The organism is Pseudomonas sp. RV120224-01b (assembly GCF_003208145.1).
GTDB lineage: Bacteria > Pseudomonadota > Gammaproteobacteria > Pseudomonadales > Pseudomonadaceae > Aquipseudomonas > Aquipseudomonas monteilii.
The window spans coordinates 105932-129396 of sequence record NZ_QKMQ01000010.1 but is presented as its reverse complement, the minus strand read 5'-3'; the positions used below and the strand labels follow the sequence as shown (position 1 = coordinate 129396).

Below are 23465 nucleotides of genomic sequence, written 5' to 3'. Positions count from 1 at the left end.
CCCATGTTCAGCAAGAAAGCCCGCAATGCTGCGCTGCTCGCAGTGATCGCTGCCCTGCTGGTGGCGATCGGCTACTGGAATGTCAGCCCGGAAAGCTTCCTCGACAAGCCGGTGGCCCAGGTCGACGAAAGCGCTATCGACTACTATGCGATCAACGCCCACAGCGTGCAGTTTCTGCCCGACGGCAAACTGCAGTACGAGATGACCGCCGACAAGGTCGAACACCTCAAGGCCAGTGAAATCACCCTGCTGACCACGCCGGACCTGCACATGTACCGCGGCACCGAATACCCGTGGCATGTGCAGAGCACCCGCGCCGAGGTCAACCCGGACGGTACCGAGGTCGAACTGATCGACAAGGTACGGGTTGCCCGCACTGACGAAAAGCAGCGCGAAACCATCATTACCAGCTCACGCATGACCGTGTTCCCGCAGAAGCAATATGCGCAGACCGAGCAAGCCGTTAGAATCGACGGCGCCGGTGGCACTACTACGGGCAAAGGAATGAAAGCGTATTTGAAAGAAGGCAAGATGGACTTGCTCTCTAACGTAAGAGGACAGTATGAGGCTCGTTAAAACCCTCCCCCTTTTGCTCAGCCTGAGCGCAGCACTGGGAAGCGCGAGCGCCCTCGCCCTGCCGAACGACCGTGACCAGCCGATCCGCATCCAGGCCGACAATGCCCACCTGGACGACAAGCAAGGCGTGGCCACCTACACCGGCGACGTGATCATCACCCAGGGTTCGATGATGATCAAAGGCAACACCGTGACCATCACCCGTTCCGCCTCTGGCGACATCGACGTGGTGACCTCGGTGGGCAACCTGGCCTACTTCGAGCAGCAGCAGAGCGCGGCCAAGCCGGACAAGATGAAAGGCTGGGGCGTCACCATCCAGTACCAGTCGCAGAAGGACCTGGTGATCCTCACCGACCGTGCCAAGGTCGAGAACGAGGGCAACACCACCGAAGGCGAGAAAATCGTCTACAACACCCAGACCCAGGTGGCGACTGCGGGTCGCGGTGGCAACGTGACCACACCGCGTCAGCGTATCGACATGGTGATCCAGCCCAAGAAGAAGGCCGAGTAAATGGCAACCCTCAAAGCCCAGCACCTGGCCAAAAGCTACAAGGGGCGGCAGGTGGTACGTGACGTCAGCCTGTCGATCGACAGCGGCCAGATCGTAGGCCTGCTTGGCCCCAACGGCGCCGGCAAGACCACCTGCTTCTACATGATTGTCGGACTGGTCCAGGCCGAGCAGGGGCGTGTGCTTATCGATAACCTCGATGTCAGCCACCAGCCCATGCACGGCCGCGCCCGCGCCGGCATCGGCTACCTGCCGCAGGAGGCCTCGATCTTCCGCAAGCTGTCGGTGGCCGACAACATCATGGCCATCCTCGAGACCCGCAAGGACCTCGACCGCGAAGGGCGCCGCAAAGAACTGGAAAGCCTGCTGCAGGAGTTCCACATCAGCCATATCCGCGACAACCTCGGCATGAGCCTGTCCGGTGGTGAACGCCGCCGCGTCGAGATTGCCCGCGCCCTGGCAACCGCACCCAAGTTCATCCTGCTGGACGAACCGTTCGCTGGCGTCGACCCGATTTCGGTCGGCGACATCAAGCAGATCATCCACCACCTCAAGGCCAAGGGTATCGGTGTACTGATCACCGACCACAACGTGCGCGAAACCCTGGATATCTGCGAAACCGCCTATATCGTCAACGATGGCCGCCTGATCGCCGAAGGCGATGCCGAGACCATCCTGGCCAACGATCTGGTCAAAGAGGTTTACCTGGGTCACGAGTTCCGGCTCTGACCCCGGCACATGCCTGGAGTACTGGCAAATCGCCCTGAAACCGGGGTGAAAGTTGTTACAGTGCTCTAGGCAAACGCTACAATTTAAGGCATAAAACTTGCTTGATCTGGCGCCCCGGCGCCCTCGTGTAGTGGATGGCGCATGCGCGCCGGCGAACAAGGTATTAAGCCCCAGCCATGAAACCATCGCTCGTCCTAAAAATGGGCCAGCAACTGACGATGACACCGCAGTTGCAACAGGCCATCCGCCTACTCCAGCTTTCCACCCTGGACCTCCAACAGGAAATCCAGGAAGCGCTGGAGTCGAACCCGATGCTCGAACGTCAGGAAGACGGCGACGACTTCGACAACAGCGACCCGATGGCGGACAACGCCGAGAACAAGCCGACCGCCGAAGTCCAGGACAACAGCTTCCAGGAAAGCACCGTCAGTGCCGACAACCTGGAAGACGGTGAGTGGAGCGAGCGCATCCCCAACGAGCTTCCGGTCGATACCGCCTGGGAAGACATCTACCAGACCAGCGCCAGCAGCCTGCCAAGCAACGATGACGACGAGTGGGACTTCACCACCCGCACCTCAGCCGGCGAGAGCTTGCAGAGCCACCTGCTGTGGCAACTGAACCTGGCGCCGATGTCCGACACCGACCGCCTGATCGCCGTCACGCTGATCGACAGCATCAATGGCCAGGGCTACCTGGAAGACACCCTCGAGGAAATCTGCGCCGGTTTCGACCCGGAGCTGGATATCGAGCTGGACGAGGTCGAAGCGGTGCTGCACCGCATCCAGCAGTTCGAGCCAGCCGGCGTCGGCGCGCGCAACCTGGGCGAATGCCTGCTGCTGCAACTGCGCCAGTTGCCTGCCAGCACCCCCTGGATGACCGAAGCCAAGCGCCTGGTCACCGATTTCATCGACCTGCTCGGCAGCCGCGATTACAGCCAGCTGATGCGTCGCATGAAAATCAAGGAAGACGAGCTGCGCCAGGTGATCGAACTGGTACAGAGCCTCAACCCGCGCCCCGGTTCGCAGATCGAGTCCAGCGAGCCCGAGTACGTGGTGCCTGACGTCATCGTGCGCAAAGACAGCGACCGCTGGCTGGTGGAGCTGAACCAGGAGGCTATCCCGCGCCTGCGCGTCAACCCGCAGTACGCCGGCTTCGTGCGCCGTGCCGATACCAGCGCCGACAACACCTTCATGCGCAACCAGTTGCAGGAAGCGCGCTGGTTCATCAAGAGCCTGCAAAGCCGCAACGAAACCCTGATGAAGGTTGCCACACAGATCGTCGAGCACCAGCGCGGTTTCCTCGACCATGGTGACGAAGCCATGAAGCCGCTGGTGTTGCATGACATTGCAGAAGCGGTGGGCATGCACGAGTCGACCATTTCGCGGGTTACCACGCAGAAATACATGCACACACCGCGTGGTATCTACGAACTGAAATACTTTTTCTCCAGCCACGTCAGCACCTCCGAAGGTGGAGAATGCTCGTCCACGGCGATCCGCGCGATCATCAAAAAACTGGTTGCGGCGGAAAATCAGAAAAAGCCATTGAGTGACAGCAAGATCGCTGGTTTACTGGAGGCACAAGGCATCCAGGTAGCCCGTCGCACCGTCGCCAAGTACCGCGAGTCCCTCGGCATCGCACCGTCGAGCGAGCGCAAGCGACTGATGTAGCGCCTGAGATGTGCCACAGCGTTTGTGGGGCAGGTGCAAGACCTGCCTCTTTATGCACGGGCAACAAAGGAGAAGCTGTATGCAAGTCAATATCAGTGGACAGCATGTAGAAGTCACCCAGCCACTGCGCGATTACGTGCTTGAAAAGCTCGCCCGCGTGGAAAGTCACTTCGACAAGATCACCAACGTGCAGGTCATCATGAAAGTCGAGAAGCTGCAGCAAAAGGTCGAGGCGACCCTGCAGATTCCTGGCGGCGAAGTGGTAGCCAACGCCGAACACGAAGACATGTATGCAGCGATCGACGCCTTGGCCGACAAGCTCGACCGCCAACTGAAAAAACACAAGGAAAAACAGCAAAGCCTGCTGCAAGGTGCAGCTGCCCGCTGATCCCCCTCATCCATGATCCGACTTGAAACCATCCTGACCCCCGGCCGTTCACTCGTGAACGTGCCGGGCGGCAGCAAGAAGCGCGCCCTGGAAAAGGTCGCCACCGTCATCGCCGAACAAGTGCCAGAACTGGAGATGCAAGACGTCTTCGAAAAGCTGGTCGCCCGCGAAAAACTCGGCTCGACCGGTTTCGGCAATGGCATCGCCATCCCGCACTGTCGGCTTGAAGGTTGTTCCTCCCCGGTCAGTGCCCTGCTGCACCTGGAAGCCCCAATCGATTACGACGCCATTGATGGTGCGCCCGTGGACCTGCTGTTCGTCCTGCTGGTGCCTGAAGCCGCCACCGATGCGCATCTGGAACTGCTGCGCCAGATTGCCAGCATGCTCGATCGCAAAGAAGTCCGTGATCGTCTGCGTGCCGCCAGCAGTAACGAGGACCTGTACCAGGTTGTCCTGGACGTACAGAACGAGCACTGAACATGCGCCTGATCATTGTCAGCGGCCGGTCCGGCTCCGGCAAGAGCACCGCCCTCGATGTCCTGGAAGACAACGGTTTTTACTGCATTGACAACCTGCCCGCCGGGCTGCTGCCGCAGTTGGCGGAGGATGCACTGATCAACACGGAATTACTGCAACCCAAGGTTGCCGTGTCGATCGATGCACGCAACCTGCCCAGCCACCTTACGCGCTTCCCCGAGCTACTCGAAGAAGCCCGTGCGCGGAACATCCAGTGTGACGTGCTGTTCCTGGATGCCGACGAAGACATGCTGCTCAAGCGCTTCTCGGAAACCCGCCGTCGCCATCCACTGACCAATGCCAACCGTTCGCTGGCAGAAGCCATTCGCGTGGAGAGCGAGCTGCTGGGGCCAATTGCCGACCTGGCAGACCTGAAGATCGACACCACCAGCCTCAACCTGTACCAACTACGGGATTCGATCAAGTTGCGCCTGCTCAACCAGCCCGAGCCCGGCACAGCCTTTTTGGTCGAGTCGTTTGGTTTCAAGCGCGGCATGCCAGTCGATGCCGACCTGGTGTTCGATGTACGCTGCCTGCCCAACCCCTACTGGAAACCCGAGCTGCGTGAGCACTCCGGCCTTGATCAACCGGTCGCCGACTACCTGGCCGCACAGCCAGACGTAGAGGACATGTTCAATGACATTTCCAGCTACTTGCTCAAGTGGCTACCCCGCTTCGCCGCCAGCAACCGCGCCTACGTCACCATTGCTATCGGCTGCACCGGCGGCCACCACCGCTCGGTCTACATCACCGAACGCCTTGGCCAGTTGCTGCAGCAATCCCTGAAAAACGTCCAGGTCCGCCACCGCGACCTCTAAGCCCAAGGATCCGCCCCACGATGCCCGCCCGCGAAATCACCATCATCAACAAGCTGGGCCTGCATGCCCGGGCGGCAGCCAAGTTCGTCGGCGTGGCCGGCCGCTTCCCCTGCCAGGTACGGGTTGGCCGTGCGCCGGACAAGCTGGTGGATGGCAAGAGCATCATGGCGGTGATGATGCTGGCGGCCGGCAAAGGCACACAGGTTCACCTGCTTACCGAGGGTGAGCAGGACAACGACGCCATGGATGCGCTGGTCGAGCTGATCAACAACTTCTTCGACGAAGGCGAATAAGCCACCCGCAACATCTCCTGTCAATTGTCAGGATGCAATCGGCCGCGATTGTGTTTATACCTATATAGGTATGAGAGGAACAAATGACTGAGATCGAAGCAAGCAGCGGTAACGTGTACGCCGACCTCAACAGCGCCGACGCCAATGAGATGCTGATAAAAGCTCAGCTTGCCAGCAAAATCTGCAGCATCATCAAGGCGCGTCACCTCACTCAAGTGCAGGCCGCAGCAGTACTTGGCTTACCTCAACCCAAGATATCCGAGATGATGAGGGGCAAGTTTCGCGGTATCAGCGAAAACAAGATGATCGATTGCCTGGCGCGACTAGGGCGCGATGTTCAGATAGTGGTGAAGCCAGCCCCCCGCTCTCGTCGTGAAGGGCGAATTGAAGTTATTTTCGCCTGAAAGGCGCCCGCAGTAAGCAGGCGCCCCTGAAGCGATTCATGACATGGCGGTATCCATCACCATCATCAGGCAGAACCCGATGCACAACCCCAGGCTGGCCAGGCGATGATGGCCGTTGCTGCGTGATTCCGGGATGATTTCCTGCGTAACCACCAGCAGCATGGCCCCCGCCGCACAGGCCAGGCCGAGCGGCAGCAGCAGTTCGGCGATGTTCACCAACCAGGCACAGATCACTGCGGCTACCGGCTCGACCAGCCCAGAAGCAGCACCGATCAGGAAGGCTTTGAAGCGCGGCATGCCCGCCCCTGCCAGCACCAGCGCAATCACCAGCCCCTCAGGCACATCTTGCAAGGCGATGCCCATGGCCAGGCTGTCGGCGTCGGCCATGCCACCACCGGCCGATACGCCAATCGCCATGCCTTCGGGAATGTTGTGCGCGATGATCGCGATGACAAACAGCCAGATGCGCGCAGCAATCACTGGCTGATTGCCGGTGCCGACCAGTGCTTCCGGCGAGGCACCTGACACCTTGAGGTCAACCAGAAACAGGCACAGCGCACCGAACATCAGGCCAAAGCTGATCAGGCCACCCGCGCCCCAAGGGCTGAAACCGATGGATTGAGCGGCGTCCAGCCCCGGAATGATCAGGGAAAACGCGGTGGCCGCCAGCATTACGCCAGCGCCGAAGCCCAGCAGCGTATCGGCCAAGGCCACCGGCATGTTGCGAATGACCAGTACCGGTACCGCGCCCAGCGCCGTCCCCAGGGCGCATAATGCGCCGCCCTCCAGCGCACGCAACATGCGCGGCTCCAGGTCCAGCCAGGCAAGGCCACGCGCCACTAGCAGCGCGGTGCCAGCCAGCAAAAGCAAAGTCCCAAGCGCCAGCCGAAACAGGCGCACACTGCTGACAGACATCACCTCAGAGCGCATACCGGTCCGACTCACTTAAGGGCTTCGAGGTAACGGCGTTCCACTTCGGCCCAGTCAATCACGTTGTAGAAGGCACCGATGTATTCCGGACGACGGTTCTGATACTTCAGGTAGTAGGCATGCTCCCACACGTCCAGGCCGAGGATTGGCGTGTTGCCGTGCATCAGCGGGCTGTCCTGGTTGCCACTGCTCTCGACCACCAGGGTTTTCTGCGGCGTTACGCTGAGCCAGGCCCAGCCGCTGCCAAAGCGGGTCAGCGCAGCCTTGGTGAACGCCTCCTTGAAGGCATCGAAACCACCCAGTTGCGAGGTGATGGCCTGCGCCAGCTGGCCGTGTGGCTCACCACCACCTTGCGGCGACATCACCGTCCAGAACAGGCTATGGTTGGCGTGCCCCCCGCCATGGTTGGTCACAGCGCCACGCAGGTTTTCCGGCAGTTGCTTGACTGCACCAACCAGCTTTTCCACAGGCCATTCGGCCCATTCGGTGCCTTCGATGGCGGCATTGAGGCCGTTGACGTAGGTCTGGTGGTGCTTGGTGTGGTGAATTTCCATGGTCTGCGCGTCGATGTGCGGCTCCAGCGCATCGTAGGCGTAGGGCAAAGCAGGCAAGGTATGCGGCATGTCAGTGAATTCCGTAGGCTTGGGTTCTGGGCGCCACGTCTGGCTGGGCAGCGAGCTCGCTGGCCCCGGTGCCGTGGCGGTTGAGCAGACGCTCGGTACGTGGGTACTGGCCGTATTCGGCGATAAAACTCAGCAGCTCGGTGTAGGTGCGTCCACTGTGACGCAGGGCTGCGTCACGCAGCGCCTGGGGTAAACGCGCCTCCTGGCTGGCCTGCAGCAGCCGCTGGTGAGCGGCACACAGGTAGTCGGCGCTCTCGTGCGGCTGGTTGAGGCGCAGGTGCAGGTCGGCCAGGTTGTGATGGGCGATGACGAATGCAGCCACCGCTTCGTCGACGTCATGCCAGCGCTCGAACAGCACCTGTGCCAGCGCCAGGGCTTGCAGGTAGTGTTCCCGGGCGTCGACCAGCTCGCCTTGTTCGAACAGGCGGTTGGCGGTTTCCGTAGTGCGTTTCCAGTGCTGCATGGTTGTCTCCTGAGCGGTGACGCAGTGTCAGATACCGCCAGCGGTAAGTTTTTCCGGGTCCAGCAGTGCTTCCAGCTGGTCGCGCGACAGGTCGGTGTGTTCCAACGCCACGTCGATGATCGGGCGGCCCTGCTTGTAGGCGGTCTTGGCGATTTCGGCAGCCTTGAGGTAGCCGATAATCGGGTTCAGCGCAGTGACCAGAATCGGGTTGCGCGCCAGGGCTTCCTTGAGCTTGCCCTCGTTGACCTTGAACGTGGCGATGGCCTTGTCGGCCAGCAGACGGCTGACGTTGGCCATCAGCTCGATGCTTTCCAGCAGGTTGCGGGCGATCACCGGCAGCATCACGTTCAGCTCGAAGTTGCCGGACTGGCCAGCGACAGCGATGGTGGCGTCGTTGCCGATCACTTGGGCAGCCACCATGGCGGTGGCCTCAGGAATCACCGGATTGACCTTGCCAGGCATGATCGAAGAGCCCGGTTGCAGGCCTTGCAGCTCGATTTCGCCCAGGCCGGCGAGCGGGCCGGAGTTCATCCAGCGCAGGTCGTTGGCGATCTTCATCAGCGCCACGGCAGTGGTCTTGAGCTGGCCAGACAGCGCCACGGCAGTGTCTTGCGAACCGATCAGGGCGAACAGGTTCTGGCCCGGGGCGAACTCGACCTGGGTCAGGCCGCTGAGCTGGCGGGCGAAACCGGCCGCGAACTGTGGGTGGGCGTTGATGCCGGTCCCCACGGCCGTGCCACCTTGGGCCAGCGCCTGCAAGCTCGGCAGGGTCGCCTCGATGTGCGCCTTGGCAGCGTTGATCTGCGCGGCCCAGCCATCCAGCACCTGGCTCATGCGCACCGGCATGGCGTCCATCAAGTGGGTACGGCCGGTTTTCACGTACTGATGCACCTGCACCGACTTGCTCTCGATCACCTGCACCAGGTGGCTCAGGGCCGGAAGCAGTTGTTCGTGCAGGGCCAGTGCAGCACTGACGTGAATGGTCGTCGGGATGATGTCGTTGCTGCTCTGGCCACAGTTGACGTGGTCGTTGGCGTTCACCGCATCACCCAGTACACGGCTGGCCAGGGTGGCAATCACCTCGTTGGCGTTCATGTTCGAGCTGGTGCCGGAACCGGTCTGGAACACATCCACCGGGAAGTGCTGGATGAAATCCTCGGCCAGCAGTTGCTCGACCGCCTTGACGATGGCATTGCCCTGCGCGGCAGACAATTGCTCCAGCTCGACGTTGGCCTTGGCGGCAGCCGCCTTGGCCAGCAACAGCGCGCGAATGAACTGGGCCGGCATGCGCTGGCCGCTGACCGGGAAGTTGTCGACCGCGCGCTGGGTCTGGGCACCGTACAGGGCCTGGACCGGCACCTGCAGTTCGCCCATGCTGTCACGCTCGATACGGGTATCACTCATCATCAAATCCTTGCATCAGTTCATCGGGAGAAATCGACGGCAGCAGGCGGCAATTGGCCAACTGCAGGGCGTAGGGCTGCCAGCGCTGGTTCTGTTCCTGGCGATCGAGATTGCGCAGGTCCAGCAAGGGGCGCCAGGCCTGGTCCAGGCACAGACAGCGCCAATGCCAGGGCAGCATGCGGTCGCAGGCGGTATCCAGTAACAGGCGGAAGGAGGTCAGTGCCACCGTCCATGGCGAGGTTTCGGTGCAGCACACCAGGTAGCGGCCCTCGGCCAGGTAATGCTCGATCAGGCGCGGCTCGTCGGGTTCAAGCGCACAGCGGATGCGCCGGCTGAGCCAGCGCCAGTTTTCCAGGTAGGGCAGTTCGCGGAGGACGGGTTTCATGAACATCATCGCCGGGTTACTGGATAATGATATTCATTATTAAGTGATAAACAGAATCACTTCAAGAAAAAGGTGATGAAACAAAAAACCCGGCACAGGGCCGGGTCTTCTGATTTGCCAAGGTATCTGGAACGAATTAGCTACCCGCTACAGTCATTCGCTCGATCAGCACAGAACCCGTGTGAATGTTGCTACGGGTTTCGAGATCACTCCCGATCGCGACAATTTGCTGGAACATGTCCTTCATATTGCCGGCAATGGTCACTTCCTGCACCGCGTGCTGGATCTCGCCGTTCTCAACCCAGAACCCTGCCGCACCTCGGGAATAATCCCCGGTCACCATGTTCAGGCCATGCCCCATCAGCTCGGTGACCAGCAGGCCACGGCCCATGCGGCGGATCAGTGCTGCCTGGTCTTCGACACCATGGCTGACGTACAGGTTGTGCACGCCACCGGCGTTGGCGGTACTTGGCAAGCCCAGCTTGCGCCCGGAATACGTGCCCAGCAGGTACGACACCAGCTCGCCTTTGTCGACGAACGGCTTGGCATAGGTGGCCAGGCCGTCACCATCGAATGCGGCGCTGCCCAGCGCTCGCGGAATGTGCGGGCGCTCGTCGAGGGTTAGCCAGGAGGGGAACAGGCGCTGGCCAATGGTCCCTTCAAGGAACGACGATTTGCGGTAAAGATTGCCGCCGGAAATGGCCGAGAGGAAGCTGCCGAACAGGCCGCCGGCCAGCTCGGCGGAAAACAGCACCGGCACTTCGCAAGTGGGCACCGGGCGCGCGCCCAGGCGGCTGGCGGCGCGCTGGGCAGCGCGTACACCGATACTGCGCGGATCGGCGAGCAGGTTGCCCTGGCGGTTTACGTCATACCAGTAGTCGCGCTGCATCTGCCCGTCGCCTTCGGCGATCATGACGCAACTCAGGCTGTGCCGGGTCGACGCGTAGCCCCCGATGAAGCCATGGCTGTTGCCATACACACGGCAGCCCTGGTGGGTATTGAGGGTGGTGCCGTCGGCATTGAGGATGCGCGGGTCGGCATCGAACGCCGCAGCCTCACAGGCCAGGGCCATCTCGATGGCCTTCTCGGGTTCAATGTCCCAGTCGTGATACAGGTCCAGGTCCGGGATGTCCCGGGCCATCAACGCGGCGTCCGCCAGGCCAGAGCATTCGTCCTCGGAAGTATGCTTGGCAATGGCCAACGCCGCAGCGACGGTTTCGCGGATCGCGTCCGGGCCACTGGCCGAAGTGCTGGCCGAACCTTTGCGCTGGCCAACGTAGAGGGTAATGCCAAAACCCTGGTCGCGATTGAACTCGACGGTCTCGACCTCACGCTGGCGTACCGTGGTGGACAGGCCCTGCTCCAGCGACACGGCCACTTCGCAGGCACTGGCCCCCTGGCGGCGCGCCTCGGCGATGATTGCCTCGACCTGCTCCTGCAATGCTGGCAGGTCTTTCGGACCTACGCTCTGGACTGCACTCATGGTTCTCTCCACTCAAATTCTGCGTTCGGCGAGGGTCATTCTACGACCGGGCCGGACAAGCGGCCCCCGACTGGTTATCATGGCGGCGATTTCTAGCGGACTGCCACCATGGTTGATTCAAACGACGACGCCTTCGACGGCGAAAAAAGCAAAACCCAGATCAAGCGCGAACTGCATGCGCTGGTCGAACTTGGCGAGCGCCTGACCACACTCAAGGCCGATACCCTGGCACGCCTGCCGTTGACCGACGAGCTGCGCAAAGCACTGGCTGAAGCCAGCAAGCACACCGCTCATGGCGCCCGTAAGCGCCACATGTCGTTCGTCGGCAAGCTGATGCGCGTGCAGGACCTGGACGCCATCCACGCCTTGCTCGAACAGATGGACAGCTCGACTCGCCAGTACAACGAGCGATTCCACAACCTGGAGCGCTGGCGTGACCGGCTGATCGACGGTAACGACGAAGACCTCGAGCGTTTCGTCAACGAGTACCCCGAAACCGATCGCCAGCAAATGCGTTCGCTGGTGCGCCATGCTCAACACGAAAAGGCCCGGAACAAGCCACCTGCCGCTGCGCGCAAGGTGTTCAAGTACATCCGCGACCTCGACGAGTTGCAGCGCGGGTTGCGCTGAACCCTTGGGGGCCGCTTTGCGGCCCCCAAAAGCCATCACGCCCCGGTACCGCCCACGGTAATCGCATCCAGTTTCAAGGTAGGCTGCCCTACCCCCACCGGCACCGACTGCCCGTCCTTGCCGCATGTGCCCACTCCGCTGTCCAGCGCCAGGTCGTTACCGACCATCGACACCCGGCTCATCGCCTCAGGACCATTGCCGATCAGGGTTGCGCCTTTTACAGGTGCAGTAATCTTGCCGTCTTCGATCAGGTAGGCCTCACTGGTCGAGAACACGAACTTGCCGCTGGTGATGTCCACCTGGCCGCCGCCCAGATTGGCGCAGTAGATCCCTTTTTTCACCGATGCGATGATTTCCTGCGGGTCGCTTTCGCCAGCCCGCATGTAGGTATTGGTCATGCGTGGCATCGGCAGGTGTGCGTAGGATTCGCGGCGCCCGTTGCCGGTCACCGCCATGCCCATCAGGCGTGCGTTCAGCTTGTCCTGCATGTAGCCCTTGAGCACCCCGTTCTCGATCAACGTGGTGCACTCGGTCGGGGTACCTTCGTCGTCGACGCTCAGCGAACCACGGCGGCCCTCGAGCGTGCCATCGTCAACGATGGTGCACAGGCTCGATGCCACTTTCTCGCCGATACGGCCGCTGAAAGCCGAACTGCCCTTGCGGTTGAAGTCACCTTCCAGGCCATGGCCGACAGCCTCGTGCAACAGCACACCCGACCAGCCCGAACCTAACACCACCGGCAAGGTACCGGCCGGAGCCGGAATCGCTTCCAGGTTCACCAAGGCCTGACGCAGCGCTTCACGGGCATAGCCCATCACCCGCTCTTCAGTGAAGAAGCGGTAGTCGGTACGCCCGCCACCGCCCTGCCCGCCGCGTTCGCGGCGGCCGTTCTGCTCGACGATGACGCTGACGTTGAAGCGCACCAGCGGGCGCACGTCGGCAGCCAGGCTGCCATCAGCCGCCGCAATCAGGATACGCTCCCAGACCCCGGCCATGCTCACACTGACCTGCTGAATTCGCGGGTCCAGGGCACGGGTGGCGGCATCGACACGCTTGAGCAGCTCGACCTTTTCGGCACGGCTCAGTACATCCAGCGGGTTGTCTGCCGCATACAGGGCAGTGACTTCCTGGCTGCGGAAGGCCTGAACCGTGCCGTTTTGACCGGCACGGGAAATGGAACGGGCGGCGCGCGCCGCCGAGGTCAACGCCTCGAGGTTGATTGCATTGCTGTAGGCGAACCCGGTCTTTTCACCGGACTGGGCACGCACGCCCACGCCCTGGTCGAGGTTGAAACTGCCCTCTTTGACGATGCCGTCTTCCAGCGCCCAGGTTTCCGAGATCTGGCCCTGGAAATACAGGTCGGCGGCGTCGATGCCGGGGCCAGCCAATTCACCCAGCACGCTCTGCAGGCTGTCCAGGGTCAAGCCGCCTGGGGCCAGGAGCTGCTCACTGACGGTGGATAACATCTGGCTCATAGTCACTCCGCGGTGTGCGCAGGCCGCAACGCGCCCTGCGAGAAAAAGCGCCGGTGCGATACCACCGGCATGCGCGCCCGAATGGACGCTTGTTCTTCAATGTCGCGCTCGGCAAGCAGTACCGCTTCGCCTTGCGCCTGTTCTGCAACGATGCGCCCCCAAGGGTCGACAATCGCCGCATGCCCATGGGTTTCCCGTGGGCCTGGGTGGGTGCCTCCCTGCGCCGCAGCCAGCAGGTAGCACTGGGTCTCGATGGCTCGGGCGCGTACCAGTACCTCCCAATGGGCCGCGCCTGTCACTGCCGTAAAGGCAGCCGGCGCAGTGATCAGCTCCGCGCCGGCAGCACGCAGTGCGCTGTACAGCTCGGGGAAGCGCAAGTCGTAGCACACGCTCAACCCCAGCCGCCCGACCGGCGTATCAGCCACCACCACCTGAGCGCCATGGGCGTAGTCGTCCGACTCACGGTAACGGCCACGGTTGTCGGCTACATCCACGTCAAACAGGTGCAGCTTGTCATAACGTGCCGCCACCTCGCCGTGTTCATCGATCAACAGCGAGCAGGCATGGGCCTTGGCCTCGGGCTGGCCGACCGGTGGCAAGGGCAAGGTACCGGCAACAATCCATAACTTGAGGTCACGGGCGGTGCGTTTCAACCATGGCAGGATCGGCCCTTCGCCCAACGCTTCGGCACGGCCGATGGCAGCGGCATCCTTACGGCCCATTGCAGCGAAATTTTCTGGCAGCACCGCCAGCCGCGCGCCGCCCAACGCGGCCTGCTCCAACAGGGCACCGGCACGTTGCAGGTTGGCCAGCACATCGTCCTGGCTGACCATCTGGATTACCGCTGCCTTCATGGGCACTCCTAGCGGGATTTCTCGAAAGGTTTCACAAAGGTGATTCTAGGCTCTTTAACCGGTCCTTCGACACGGTAGTGCACACTGGCAAAGCGCGAAACACGGTCACCGATCAACCGATCGACCAGGAACAAGGCGCCACCTACGGCCGGCGCGCCGACAATCAGTGCCGCCAGCGGCAGGTTGTTCGTCACCGGCAGGCTCACCTGCAGGTTGGCGTCGATCCGGTCGCGTAGCATGTCCAGGGTCCCGTCCAGCTCGAAATTGCTCGACGGGCCGGTCACGCTGATGGGCTCGCGGGTCACATACACCCCGTCACTGGCCACCAGCAGGCCCTTGACCCGGTCATAGGCCAGGCCTTTGTCGAACAGGTCGGAGAAGTCCAGACGCAGGCGTCGGCCAATGGAGTTGAAGTTGAGCAGGCCGAATACCCGCAACGCCTGGGCGCTGCCTTCAACCTCGACGAACTGGCCGGTACGCAGTGCCGCGTCCATGCTGCCCGAGAAGCGCTTCAGCCCCACCGCAGCCGGCGAACCCGGCCAGCGGCCGTCCACATCCAGGCGAAAATCGCGGCTGGTCACGGTCGGGGCAAAGCCCCAGGCCTTGAGTACATCGGCCAGGTTCTTGCCGTCCAGGCGCCCTTTGTACCAACTGCTGGTCTTGCCTGTTTCGCCTTCCCAGCCACCGCCGCCGTCGATACGCAGGCCTTTGAAGTCGAGGTCGATATCACTGGCGCTAACACCACGCGCGGTGGGTCGCAACTTGATCGAGGCACTGCCGAACAAGTCGTCGCCGCGGTACAGCTTGTCGATGCTCAGGTCCAGCGCCGGGACCTTGCGCGGGTCGAACGAGGCCAGCGGATCGGGGCCATCCTCGGCTTGTGCCTGGGCAGGGTCGGCTGCCGGCAAACGCAAGGTTTGCATACGCACCACCATGGGCGAGCCTTTGGCATCCGGCACGCGTGCGTTGCCTATCACTTCCTTGCTGTCCAGGCGCAGGTCCCAAGCCTGGCCGCCTCGTGCCAGCCTGACCACTGCCTGATTCAGGTCCATGCCAAAGGCTTTCAACTGGCCAATGCTCAGGTCTACGCCTTGCAGGTTTTGCCGTGCACTGCCACCGGGGTCGTCGCCCGCCAGGCGCGCTGCCTGCTCTTGCCAGGGTGCCAGGTCCAAAGCCTCCAGGCGGCCACGTACCCGCAGCCCTTGACCGCCCGGCAGTTGAGCGTTACCGGCGCCCAGCAACAACTCACCGCGCCCCTGGGCCAGTGCGTCGGCCGGCGCGGCATAGGCAAAGCGGGCAAGGTCGGTATAGGCAGCATCGAAGCGACGCTCCGGCCCCTGCAGGTTCATGCTGAAACGGCTGTCGCGGGTATCCGCCACCGCTTTGCCGAACGGTGCCGGCAGGTCGATCGCCAGGCCCTTGAGGTTGGAAGTGACGCTCAGGCTGTTTGCCCGGCTACCCAGGTTGACCTGTAGCTGGTAAGGCAAGTCGCCGGAGGCCGGCAGGGCCTGCTTGAACTGCAGCCATTCGGTCAACGCCTTGAGCGACACCTGGCCATTGGCATTAATGCGGGTCTGCATCTGGCCGGCCTGGCCTTCAGCAGTGATTTGCGCCGTTACCGGCTTGCCGAAGGCTTGCAGGCTGATGCCCTTGCCGCTCAGGCCTTTGTCGAAATCAAAGCTGAAATCACCCTTCAGGCGGTTCAACTCCAGGCTCGGCGGCGCGACTCTCAGGCGCGCCTCGTTGGTGGCGAAGTCCACCTGTACTTTCGGTCGCGGCCCATGAGCCAAGGGGATATCGAGCTTGACCTTGCCCTTCAGCGGCCCTTCACCCTCCCAGCCGGCGAACATCTCACCGGTGCCGATTGGCGCTTCCTTGAGAATCTTCAGCCCATCACCCAGGGTGCCGTCGAAGTCTCCATCCAGGTACAGGTGGCTGTGCTGGTCACCGTCGACATGCGGGATATCGACCGTCACATCGCTGACCTTGGTGTCGAGCAGCACGCCGCGTTGGGCCTTGATGCGCACACCGCTGTCCTCGATGAACACATCGCCATCCACGTGCTGCACCTGCGGCCAGCCAGGCTGGAAGTCCAGGGCGGCATCACGCACCTTGAAGAACAGGCTGATACTGCGCGCTTCAGGAGCCGCGCCATGATTCAGCGAGCCCTGGTACTGGAAGTAGCCTTCATCCACCGTGCCTTTGACGATGGCGCTGCGCAACCACTCGTCGAGGGCGGGGCTGAGCACCTCGGGCAGGTATTTGGCGGTATAGCGGCCATCGCCTTCGGTCAGGCCGACGCGCAGGTCCATGTAGTCTTCGCGGCCTTCCTCGAACAACAGGCGAATCAGGAAATCACCTGCGATCTTGCCCTCTTCGCCCAGCACCTTGAGGTACGGCGCTATCAGGGTGAAACCGTCATTGTCCAAAGCCCAGGTCAGGCGTGCATTGGCCTTCTGGTAGTGCCAGGGTTTGGCGAAGATCGGGTACAGATGCAGCATGAACGCCTCGGTATCCAACCGCAGCTCACCATGGCCCAGGTCACCACTGATGCTGCCGCTGACGTTACCGGCAGCCGGGGCATTGTGATACGCATCGAAACCGACCTTTTCCAGGTTGGCCTCGAACTGCAGGCGTTTGTCGCCCTCGGCTTTCGGGCGGGCCTCCAGGCGCACATTGCGCAGCGCGCCGGTTACTTTCAGGCCATCGACCACGGCCATGACTTTGTCAGGCAATGGCGCCAAAGCATCGATCAGCGGGGTCAAGGGCGTGAGGTCGAGCCGGTCGGCCTGCACCCGCCAGTTTTCATCGGCAGCGCTCTCGCCCGGGCGCTGCTGCAACTGCAAGTGCGACTCCCAGCGGGCCTTGCCGATGTCCATGGCCAGGGAGTCGACCACCACATCGAAGCCTTGATCCCGGCGCTGGAACCAGGCGCCCAGGGCCAGGTTGCTCAGCGTGGCAGCCTTGCGACCGGTATAGGCACCCCGCAGTTCAGGCGCATTAAGCCGCACCACAGCCTGCTGCAACTGCCCTTTGCGCCAATCGACCCAGAACTCGCCACCCGCTCGCAACGCGTCAGCTTGCCACTCACCGAGCAGGCGTGGTGGCAACCAGCGCGCCCAGTCACTTTGCGGCAGGCTCAGGTAGGCCTCCACCTGGCCATCACGCCAGGCCTTGGCTGAGACACGGCTTTGCAGGTTCAGCGACAGAGGCTGGCCATCAGGCAAGGTGGCGCGCAACTCCAGCACTTGCCGTGAAGCACCCGCCTGCAGGCCGGCGCTGACATAGGTGAGGGTGAGCGGGTCACGCTGCCAAGGGTGCAAGGTGACCTGGCTGTCGAACACATCGACGCGGCCCAATTGACGCAGGCGCTGCAGCAGGTCGGCGGGGTCGAGTGGTGCGTCGTCTTTTTTCGGCAGGCCTTCAAGGTTCCAGGCGCCCTGCTCGTTCTCGCGCAAGATCAGTTGCAGGCCGCCCAGCTGAATGCGCGCCAGGCGCACTTCACGGGCGGTAAGGCTGGCCCAGACATCAGGCACCACCTTCACGTCATCCAGGCGCAACGCCGTAGCGCCTTCGCCCAGTTGCAGGTCACGTACCCGCAGCACCGGAGCCAGCCCGCTCCAGCGGCCCTCAAGGGCACCGACATGCACCGGCAGGCCCAGCGCCTGCTCGGCCTTGCTTTCCACATCGGCGCGGTACTCGGCCACCAGCGGCACCAGTTCGCGACCGAGGCTGACATACAGCGCCACCAATACCGCCAACAGGGCGCACACGCCCAGCCCCCAGCGGGTCAAGGCGACAAGAACGCGGGTCAGACGTCCCATGGCCATGGCCCTCCAAGTCGTTTATCCATGATGGCCGGTAGCGGCGGTTTTGCCAGCCCGACCATCCTGCGGCGTGCTCTGGAAGAACTCAGAGCAGCACCACGTCGTATTGTTCCTGCGAATACATCGACTCGACCTGGAAGCGAATGGTTCGACCGATGAAAGCCTCCAGCTCAGCGACGTTGCCAGACTCTTCATCCAGCAGGCGGTCGACCACCTTCTGGTTGGCCAGTACACGGTAGCCCTCAGCCTGATAGGCCCGGGCCTCACGCAGGATCTCACGGAAGATCTCGTAACAAATGGTCTCGGGGGTTTTCAGCTTGCCGCGCCCCTGGCAAGCCAGGCAAGGCTCACACAGCACCTGCTCCAGGCTTTCACGGGTGCGCTTGCGGGTCATCTGCACCAGGCCCAGCTCGGTAATACCGATGATGTTGGTCTTGGCGTGATCGCGCTCCAGCTGTTTTTCCAGGGTGCGCAGCACCTGGCGCTGGTGCTCTTCATCTTCCATGTCAATGAAGTCGATGATGATGATGCCGCCGATGTTGCGCAGGCGCAGTTGCCGGGCAATGGCGGTGGCGGCTTCCAGGTTGGTCTTGAAGATGGTCTCTTCCAGGTTGCGATGGCCGACGAACGCGCCGGTGTTCACATCGATGGTGGTCATCGCTTCGGCCGGGTCGACCACCAGGTAGCCACCCGATTTGAGCGGCACCTTGCGCTCCAGCGCACGCTGGATCTCGTCTTCAACGCCGTACAGGTCGAAGATCGGTCGCTCACCCGGGTAGTGCTCGAGGCGGTCTGCGATTTCCGGCATCAGTTCGCCAACGAACTGCGTGGTTTTCTGGAAGGTTTCCCGCGAGTCGATGCGGATCTTCTCGATTTTCGGGTTGACCAGGTCACGCAGCGTGCGCAGAGCCAGGCCCAGGTCTTCGTAGATGACCGTGGGCGCGCCGCAGGTCTTGATCTGGGTGCCAATCTGCTCCCACAGGCGACGCAGGTAGCGGATGTCCTGCAGGATTTCTTCAGCGCGTGCGCCTTCGGCGGCGGTGCGCAGGATAAAGCCACCGGCATCCTTGATGTTTTCGCTTTCCATGCAGTCGCTGACCACCTGCTTGAGGCGATCTCGCTCGGCTTCGTCTTCGATCTTCAGCGATATGCCAACATGGCTGCTGCGGGGCATGTACACCAGGTAGCGCGAAGGGATCGACAACTGGGTCGTCAGGCGCGCGCCCTTGGTGCCGATCGGGTCCTTGGTCACCTGCACCACTAAGGCCTGGCCTTCGTGGACCAGGGCGGTGATGTTCTCTACCGCCGAGCCTTCGCGCTGGGAAATTTCCGAGGCATGGATGAACGCCGCGCGCTCCAGGCCGATGTCGACGAAGGCCGCCTGCATGCCCGGCAGCACGCGCACCACCTTGCCCTTGTAGATATTGCCAACGATGCCACGGCGCTGGGTGCGCTCGACGTGCACCTCCTGCAGTACCCCGTTTTCCACCACCGCCACGCGTGACTCCATCGGGGTGATGTTGATCAGGATCTCTTCACTCATGGCCGGCTCTCGTCAAAGGTCTTTTGTAATGATGGATGGCGTATGCATTGCTGGCTACCGCTGGTTTGTTACCTCTGGCGTATGCGCCGGCGATTGCCAGCAGGCAACGCCGAACTGGCCAAGCAAATCGGCCGTTTCGCTGAGGGGCAGGCCGACCACCGCCGAATAGCTGCCGGACAGGCCAGTGACGAACACCGCCCCCAGGCCCTGGATGGCGTAGCCACCCGCCTTGTCCGCCGGCTCGCCGCTGGCCCAGTAGCGCTGCGCTTCATCGTCGCTGATCGCACGGAAGCGCACCTGGCTGGTGACGCACAGGCTTTGAACGCGCTGGCCATCGGTGAGGGCGACGGCGGTCAGTACCTGATGCTCGCGGCCTGACAGGTCGGCCAGCATGGCCAAGGCATCTTCGCGGCTTTCCGGCTTGCCGAGAATACGACCATCGAGCACCACGGCGGTGTCTGCGCCCAGCACGACAGCCGGGCCTTCGACACTGGCCAGGCCGGCGGCAGCCTTGGCCCGGGCCAGGCGTTCAACGTAGGCCGGGGCGCTTTCGTCGGGCAGCGGGGTTTCATCGATGGGGGCACTGACGACGCTGAACGGCACGCCGATCTGGGTCAGCAGTTCACGACGACGGGGCGAGCCGGAGGCCAGGTATAGCGGGTTCATGCAGACATCTCCCTGTCAGTGTCGACGTCGCCGTCAGTTGATATGCAAGCGTCGGCGCAGGTCGCGCAGGGCGAAGCTGATCCACGGCCAGAGCAAGGCACTGATGACCGCCGACCAGACCAGCGCCAGGGTAGGCAGGCGATTGCCGGTCAGTGCGCTGAGCCACAGCTGGATCAACTGGGCGATGCCGAAGATCACCAGGATGACCAGGCTCTGCTGCCACATGGGGAACATGCGCAAGCGCTGTTGCAGCGACAGCACCAGGAAGGTGATGAGGGTCAGGATAAGGGCGTTCTGCCCCAGCAGGGTTCCATAGAGCACGTCCTCGGCCAGGCCCAGCACGAACGCCGTGGTCATGCCGACCTTGTTCGGCACGGCCAGGGTCCAGAACGACACCAGCAAGGCCAGCCACATGGGGCGGAACACTTCCATGAACTGCGGCATGGGCGAGACGCTGAGCAGCAGGCCGATAGCAAAAGTCAGCCAGATGACCCAGCCGTTGTTGCGGCGCGATGCAGGCATCATTGCCTCCGGGTGTGAGCAGGTGCGGCAGGCGCTGCAGCCGGCGTGACAGGGGCAGCAGCCGGAGCGGCTGGCTGAGCGGCCGGTGCGGCGGGTGCGGCCGGTACAACTGGCGCAGTGCTGGCTGGCACGCCCTGCTCGCCCGGGCTTACCGGCTGGCCAGGCGCCGAGGCGCCCTTGCGGTCAGCTTCTTCCTGGGCGATGGCTGCATCGGTAGCACGTTGTTCCGGGGTACGCCGGTCACTGAACACCAGCAGCATGTAGCGGCTGCGATTGAGCGCGGCAGTGGGGATGGCGCGCACGATGGCGAACGGCTGGCCGGAATCGTGAATCACTTCGTTGACCGTGGCCACCGGATAACCTGCAGGGAAACGCTGACCCATGCCGGAGCTGACCAGCAGGTCGCCTTCCTTGATGTCGGCGGTATCGGCCACATGACGCAGTTCCAGGCGCTCCGGGTTGCCCGTGCCGCTGGCAATGGCGCGCAGGCCGTTGCGGTTGACCTGCACCGGAATGCTGTGGGTAGTGTCGGTCAGCAGCAGTACCCGCGAGGTGTAGGGCATCAGTTCGACCACCTGGCCCATCAGACCCCGGGCATCGAGCACCGGCTGGCCAAGGAACACGCCGTCACGCTCGCCCTTGTTGATCAGGATGCGGTGGGTGAACGGATTGGGGTCGACACCGATCAGCTCGGCCACTTCGACCTTTTCGTTGACCAGCGCCGAAGAGTTCAGCAACTCGCGCAGGCGCACGTTCTGCTCGGTCAGGGCCGCCAGCTTCTGCAGGCGCCCCTGCAGCAGCAGGGCCTCGGTCTTGAGCTTTTCGTTTTCGGCGATCAGTTCGTTGCGGCTGCCGAACTGGCCGGCCACACCTTGCCACGCACGCTGCGGCAGGTCGGTGATCCAGTACGACTCCATCAGTACCACGCCCATCTGGCTGCGCACAGGTTTGAGCACGTCAAAGCGCGCGTCGACAACCATCAACGCGACCGACATCACCACCAGAACGAGCAGGCGAACGCCCAGCGAAGGGCCCTTGGAGAAAAGCGGTTTAATGGGCCGTTCCTCGTGGACGACTCAGGAGGTCATTGGACATGGGACAACGCACCAGCCTGGTTGCGGGTTGACGGATACGGCGCCCTGAACGGGCGCCAGCCCAGCACATACAGGTAGCACTGTGCGTACTACCTGTAAACCGGGCGCTCGCGAACAGCAAGTGGGATCACTCGCTGGAGAGCAGGTCCATCGCGTGCTTGTCCATCATCTCCAGAGCGCGACCGCCGCCACGGGCGACACAGGTCAGCGGGTCTTCGGCGACGATCACCGGCAGGCCGGTTTCCTGGGCCAGCAGCTTGTCGAGGTCACGCAGCAGCGCGCCACCACCGGTCAGCACCAGGCCACGCTCGGCGATGTCCGAAGCCAGCTCGGGCGGCGACTGCTCCAGAGCGCTCTTGACCGCCTGAACGATGGTCGCCAGCGATTCCTGCAGCGCTTCGAGCACTTCGTTGGAGTTCAGGGTGAAGGCACGCGGTACGCCCTCGGCCAGGTTACGGCCACGCACGTCGACTTCGCGCACTTCGCCGCCCGGGTAGGCGGTACCGATTTCCTGTTTGATGCGCTCGGCGGTGGACTCACCGATCAGGCTGCCGTAATTGCGGCGCACGTAGGTGACGATGGCTTCGTCGAAGCGGTCGCCGCCAACGCGGACGGATTCGGCATAAACCACGCCGTTCAGCGAGATGAGGGCGATTTCAGTGGTACCACCACCGATATCGACGACCATCGAACCGCGGGCTTCTTCAACCGGCAGGCCGGCACCGATGGCGGCAGCCATTGGCTCTTCGATCAGGAACACTTCACGGGCACCGGCACCCAGGGCCGACTCGCGAATGGCGCGGCGCTCTACCTGGGTCGACTTGCACGGCACGCAGATCAGCACACGCGGGCTTGGCTGCAGGAAGCTGTTCTCGTGAACCTTGTTGATAAAATATTGCAACATTTTTTCGCACACGCTGAAGTCGGCGATGACGCCGTCCTTCATCGGACGAATGGCAGCAATGTTACCAGGCGTACGGCCCAGCATGCGTTTGGCTTCGGTACCGACGGCGACAACGCTTTTCTGGTTGCCATGGGTACGGATGGCAACAACCGAGGGCTCATTCAGGACGATACCGCGCTCACGCACGTAAATAAGGGTGTTGGCAGTACCCAGGTCGATGGAAAGATCGCTGGAAAACATGCCACGCAGTTTCTTGAACATGGGAAAGTGACCCTGGGGAAAGCGTGGGTAAAAAAGTGCGGCAAACTCTAACAATGGCAGGGATTTTGGGCAAGGAGCCAATATGTTAAATTGGCTGTTTTTCCGAGCACGCCAGCAGAAATTCGCGGCCGTTAGACCGTCAGAAAGCTGACATGTTCCTCACTGCGGACCCAAATTCCGTTCTTTGTTTCCCCTGGAGATCCCCATGGCGCTTGAACGCTGCGACGTGGAAAAGATCGCCCATCTGGCCCGCCTGGGCCTGAATGATGGCGAACTGCCACGCATTACTGACGCCCTGAACAGCATTCTCGGGCTGGTCGACCAGATGCAAGCGGTCGATACCACCGGCATCGAACCCCTGGCCCACCCCCTGGAGGCCAGCCAGCGCCTGCGCCCCGACCAGGTCACCGAAAGCAACCAGCGTGAAGCCTACCAGGCAATCGCGCCATCGACCGAAAGCGGTCTGTACCTGGTTCCCAAAGTCATCGAGTAAGGGATA

Annotated in this window: 25 protein-coding genes; 11 read left to right on the top strand and 14 right to left on the bottom strand. The window is 62.4% G+C overall.

The window, feature by feature from the left end; genetic code table 11:
• The first annotated feature begins 3 nt into the window (after nt 1-3).
• The 9 genes from lptC to N436_RS16930 all read left to right on the top strand — a co-directional run bounded on the left by lptC (nt 4) and on the right by N436_RS16930 (nt 5902).
• Complete coding sequence (lptC, locus tag N436_RS16970; RefSeq protein WP_019099457.1) at nt 4-576, top strand: LPS export ABC transporter periplasmic protein LptC; 573 nt, start codon at nt 4-6, stop codon at nt 574-576.
• Nucleotides 563-1087, top strand: coding sequence for a lipopolysaccharide transport periplasmic protein LptA (gene lptA, locus N436_RS16965; RefSeq protein ID WP_012270658.1), 525 nt, complete (start codon nt 563-565; stop codon nt 1085-1087). Before lptC ends, lptA begins: the two co-directional genes overlap by 14 nt.
• Nucleotides 1088-1813, top strand: a complete 726-nt coding sequence (gene lptB, locus N436_RS16960; protein WP_012270657.1) for an LPS export ABC transporter ATP-binding protein — start codon at nt 1088-1090, stop codon at nt 1811-1813.
• Between the two features lie 176 nt (nt 1814-1989).
• The gene (locus tag N436_RS16955) at nt 1990-3483 is read left to right on the top strand and encodes an RNA polymerase factor sigma-54 (RefSeq protein WP_110741592.1); all 1494 of its coding nucleotides are present in this window, start codon (nt 1990-1992) and stop codon (nt 3481-3483) included.
• Between the two features lie 79 nt (nt 3484-3562).
• The gene (hpf, locus tag N436_RS16950; RefSeq protein ID WP_003255135.1) at nt 3563-3871 is read left to right on the top strand and encodes a ribosome hibernation-promoting factor, HPF/YfiA family; all 309 of its coding nucleotides are present in this window, start codon (nt 3563-3565) and stop codon (nt 3869-3871) included.
• A gap of 12 nt (nt 3872-3883) precedes the next feature.
• A complete protein-coding gene (gene ptsN / locus N436_RS16945) occupies nt 3884-4348 on the top strand; it encodes a PTS IIA-like nitrogen regulatory protein PtsN (protein ID WP_105946928.1) in 465 nt (154 codons plus the stop codon).
• Between the two features lie 2 nt (nt 4349-4350).
• Nucleotides 4351-5205, top strand: coding sequence for an RNase adapter RapZ (gene rapZ / locus N436_RS16940; protein WP_105946929.1), 855 nt, complete (start codon nt 4351-4353; stop codon nt 5203-5205).
• A 20-nt stretch (nt 5206-5225) separates the two neighbouring features.
• A complete protein-coding gene (locus N436_RS16935) occupies nt 5226-5498 on the top strand; it encodes an HPr family phosphocarrier protein (RefSeq protein ID WP_016713141.1) in 273 nt (90 codons plus the stop codon).
• Between the two features lie 83 nt (nt 5499-5581).
• Entirely contained in the window at nt 5582-5902 is a 321-nt protein-coding gene (locus N436_RS16930; protein ID WP_110741591.1) for a helix-turn-helix domain-containing protein, read from the top strand.
• 36 nt (nt 5903-5938) lie between these two features.
• Here N436_RS16930 and N436_RS16925 read toward each other — a convergent pair whose 3' ends face one another.
• The 6 genes from N436_RS16925 to pmbA all read right to left on the bottom strand — a co-directional run bounded on the left by N436_RS16925 (nt 5939) and on the right by pmbA (nt 11190).
• Entirely contained in the window at nt 5939-6832 is an 894-nt protein-coding gene (locus N436_RS16925; protein ID WP_105946932.1) for a ZIP family metal transporter, read from the bottom strand.
• Between the two features lie 11 nt (nt 6833-6843).
• Nucleotides 6844-7455 carry a superoxide dismutase gene (locus tag N436_RS16920; RefSeq protein WP_105946933.1) on the bottom strand — a complete coding sequence of 204 codons (612 nt, stop codon included), beginning with the start codon at nt 7453-7455 and terminating at the stop codon, nt 6844-6846.
• A 1-nt stretch (nt 7456) separates the two neighbouring features.
• Complete coding sequence (locus tag N436_RS16915; protein WP_105946934.1) at nt 7457-7918, bottom strand: hypothetical protein; 462 nt, start codon at nt 7916-7918, stop codon at nt 7457-7459.
• 27 nt (nt 7919-7945) lie between these two features.
• The gene (locus N436_RS16910; RefSeq protein ID WP_110741590.1) at nt 7946-9322 is read right to left on the bottom strand and encodes a lyase family protein; all 1377 of its coding nucleotides are present in this window, start codon (nt 9320-9322) and stop codon (nt 7946-7948) included.
• On the bottom strand, nt 9315-9716 hold the full coding sequence (locus N436_RS16905) for a hypothetical protein (protein WP_051096590.1): 402 nt from the start codon (nt 9714-9716) through the stop codon (nt 9315-9317). Before N436_RS16905 ends, N436_RS16910 begins: the two co-directional genes overlap by 8 nt.
• A gap of 127 nt (nt 9717-9843) precedes the next feature.
• Nucleotides 9844-11190 carry a metalloprotease PmbA gene (pmbA, locus tag N436_RS16900; RefSeq protein WP_019099450.1) on the bottom strand — a complete coding sequence of 449 codons (1347 nt, stop codon included), beginning with the start codon at nt 11188-11190 and terminating at the stop codon, nt 9844-9846.
• A gap of 108 nt (nt 11191-11298) precedes the next feature.
• Here pmbA and yjgA point away from each other — a divergent pair, with 108 nt between their 5' ends.
• Nucleotides 11299-11820, top strand: coding sequence for a ribosome biogenesis factor YjgA (gene yjgA / locus N436_RS16895; RefSeq protein WP_016713148.1), 522 nt, complete (start codon nt 11299-11301; stop codon nt 11818-11820).
• A 35-nt stretch (nt 11821-11855) separates the two neighbouring features.
• Here the strand turns inward: yjgA and tldD are convergent, their stop codons facing one another.
• From tldD to mreB, 8 genes are all read right to left on the bottom strand, one after another.
• Nucleotides 11856-13295 carry a metalloprotease TldD gene (gene tldD / locus N436_RS16890; protein WP_012270646.1) on the bottom strand — a complete coding sequence of 480 codons (1440 nt, stop codon included), beginning with the start codon at nt 13293-13295 and terminating at the stop codon, nt 11856-11858.
• Between the two features lie 2 nt (nt 13296-13297).
• On the bottom strand, nt 13298-14149 hold the full coding sequence (locus tag N436_RS16885) for a carbon-nitrogen hydrolase family protein (RefSeq protein WP_105946937.1): 852 nt from the start codon (nt 14147-14149) through the stop codon (nt 13298-13300).
• An 8-nt stretch (nt 14150-14157) separates the two neighbouring features.
• The gene (locus N436_RS16880) at nt 14158-17979 is read right to left on the bottom strand and encodes a YhdP family protein (protein ID WP_110741589.1); all 3822 of its coding nucleotides are present in this window, start codon (nt 17977-17979) and stop codon (nt 14158-14160) included.
• An 82-nt stretch (nt 17980-18061) separates the two neighbouring features.
• Nucleotides 18062-19519, bottom strand: coding sequence for a ribonuclease G (rng, locus tag N436_RS16875; protein ID WP_105946939.1), 1458 nt, complete (start codon nt 19517-19519; stop codon nt 18062-18064).
• A gap of 54 nt (nt 19520-19573) precedes the next feature.
• On the bottom strand, nt 19574-20185 hold the full coding sequence (locus N436_RS16870; protein WP_105946940.1) for a nucleoside triphosphate pyrophosphatase: 612 nt from the start codon (nt 20183-20185) through the stop codon (nt 19574-19576).
• A 33-nt stretch (nt 20186-20218) separates the two neighbouring features.
• Nucleotides 20219-20707 (bottom strand): rod shape-determining protein MreD, encoded by a 489-nt coding sequence (gene mreD / locus N436_RS16865; RefSeq protein WP_016713154.1) that lies wholly within the window; start codon nt 20705-20707, stop codon nt 20219-20221.
• Nucleotides 20707-21702 (bottom strand): rod shape-determining protein MreC, encoded by a 996-nt coding sequence (gene mreC / locus N436_RS16860; protein ID WP_371920915.1) that lies wholly within the window; start codon nt 21700-21702, stop codon nt 20707-20709. Before mreC ends, mreD begins: the two co-directional genes overlap by 1 nt.
• 226 nt (nt 21703-21928) lie before the next feature.
• Nucleotides 21929-22966 carry a rod shape-determining protein MreB gene (mreB, locus tag N436_RS16855; protein WP_003255163.1) on the bottom strand — a complete coding sequence of 346 codons (1038 nt, stop codon included), beginning with the start codon at nt 22964-22966 and terminating at the stop codon, nt 21929-21931.
• A gap of 205 nt (nt 22967-23171) precedes the next feature.
• On the opposite strand from mreB, the gene gatC reads away from it, so the two are divergent.
• Nucleotides 23172-23459 carry an Asp-tRNA(Asn)/Glu-tRNA(Gln) amidotransferase subunit GatC gene (gene gatC / locus N436_RS16850; RefSeq protein WP_027595588.1) on the top strand — a complete coding sequence of 96 codons (288 nt, stop codon included), beginning with the start codon at nt 23172-23174 and terminating at the stop codon, nt 23457-23459.
• The last annotated feature ends 6 nt before the right edge of the window (nt 23460-23465 follow it).

Coding starts and splice junctions, on each gene's coding strand:
- lptA (WP_012270658.1), top strand. CDS start 563: ATGAGGCTCGTTAAAACCCTCCCCCTTTTGCTCAGCCTGAGCGCAGCA.
- N436_RS16885 (WP_105946937.1), bottom strand. CDS start 14,149: ATGAAGGCAGCGGTAATCCAGATGGTCAGCCAGGACGATGTGCTGGCC.
- N436_RS16920 (WP_105946933.1), bottom strand. CDS start 7,455: ATGCCGCATACCTTGCCTGCTTTGCCCTACGCCTACGATGCGCTGGAG.
- mreB (WP_003255163.1), bottom strand. CDS start 22,966: ATGTTCAAGAAACTGCGTGGCATGTTTTCCAGCGATCTTTCCATCGAC.
- N436_RS16955 (WP_110741592.1), top strand. CDS start 1,990: ATGAAACCATCGCTCGTCCTAAAAATGGGCCAGCAACTGACGATGACA.
- N436_RS16880 (WP_110741589.1), bottom strand. CDS start 17,979: ATGGCCATGGGACGTCTGACCCGCGTTCTTGTCGCCTTGACCCGCTGG.
- N436_RS16935 (WP_016713141.1), top strand. CDS start 5,226: ATGCCCGCCCGCGAAATCACCATCATCAACAAGCTGGGCCTGCATGCC.
- mreD (WP_016713154.1), bottom strand. CDS start 20,707: ATGCCTGCATCGCGCCGCAACAACGGCTGGGTCATCTGGCTGACTTTT.
- lptC (WP_019099457.1), top strand. CDS start 4: ATGTTCAGCAAGAAAGCCCGCAATGCTGCGCTGCTCGCAGTGATCGCT.
- N436_RS16915 (WP_105946934.1), bottom strand. CDS start 7,918: ATGCAGCACTGGAAACGCACTACGGAAACCGCCAACCGCCTGTTCGAA.
- N436_RS16905 (WP_051096590.1), bottom strand. CDS start 9,716: ATGATGTTCATGAAACCCGTCCTCCGCGAACTGCCCTACCTGGAAAAC.
- tldD (WP_012270646.1), bottom strand. CDS start 13,295: ATGAGCCAGATGTTATCCACCGTCAGTGAGCAGCTCCTGGCCCCAGGC.
- lptB (WP_012270657.1), top strand. CDS start 1,088: ATGGCAACCCTCAAAGCCCAGCACCTGGCCAAAAGCTACAAGGGGCGG.
- rng (WP_105946939.1), bottom strand. CDS start 19,519: ATGAGTGAAGAGATCCTGATCAACATCACCCCGATGGAGTCACGCGTG.
- rapZ (WP_105946929.1), top strand. CDS start 4,351: ATGCGCCTGATCATTGTCAGCGGCCGGTCCGGCTCCGGCAAGAGCACC.
- mreC (WP_371920915.1), bottom strand. CDS start 21,702: ATGTCGGTCGCGTTGATGGTTGTCGACGCGCGCTTTGACGTGCTCAAA.
- N436_RS16870 (WP_105946940.1), bottom strand. CDS start 20,185: ATGAACCCGCTATACCTGGCCTCCGGCTCGCCCCGTCGTCGTGAACTG.
- hpf (WP_003255135.1), top strand. CDS start 3,563: ATGCAAGTCAATATCAGTGGACAGCATGTAGAAGTCACCCAGCCACTG.
- gatC (WP_027595588.1), top strand. CDS start 23,172: ATGGCGCTTGAACGCTGCGACGTGGAAAAGATCGCCCATCTGGCCCGC.
- N436_RS16925 (WP_105946932.1), bottom strand. CDS start 6,832: ATGCGCTCTGAGGTGATGTCTGTCAGCAGTGTGCGCCTGTTTCGGCTG.
- ptsN (WP_105946928.1), top strand. CDS start 3,884: ATGATCCGACTTGAAACCATCCTGACCCCCGGCCGTTCACTCGTGAAC.
- pmbA (WP_019099450.1), bottom strand. CDS start 11,190: ATGAGTGCAGTCCAGAGCGTAGGTCCGAAAGACCTGCCAGCATTGCAG.
- N436_RS16930 (WP_110741591.1), top strand. CDS start 5,582: ATGACTGAGATCGAAGCAAGCAGCGGTAACGTGTACGCCGACCTCAAC.
- yjgA (WP_016713148.1), top strand. CDS start 11,299: ATGGTTGATTCAAACGACGACGCCTTCGACGGCGAAAAAAGCAAAACC.
- N436_RS16910 (WP_110741590.1), bottom strand. CDS start 9,322: ATGAGTGATACCCGTATCGAGCGTGACAGCATGGGCGAACTGCAGGTG.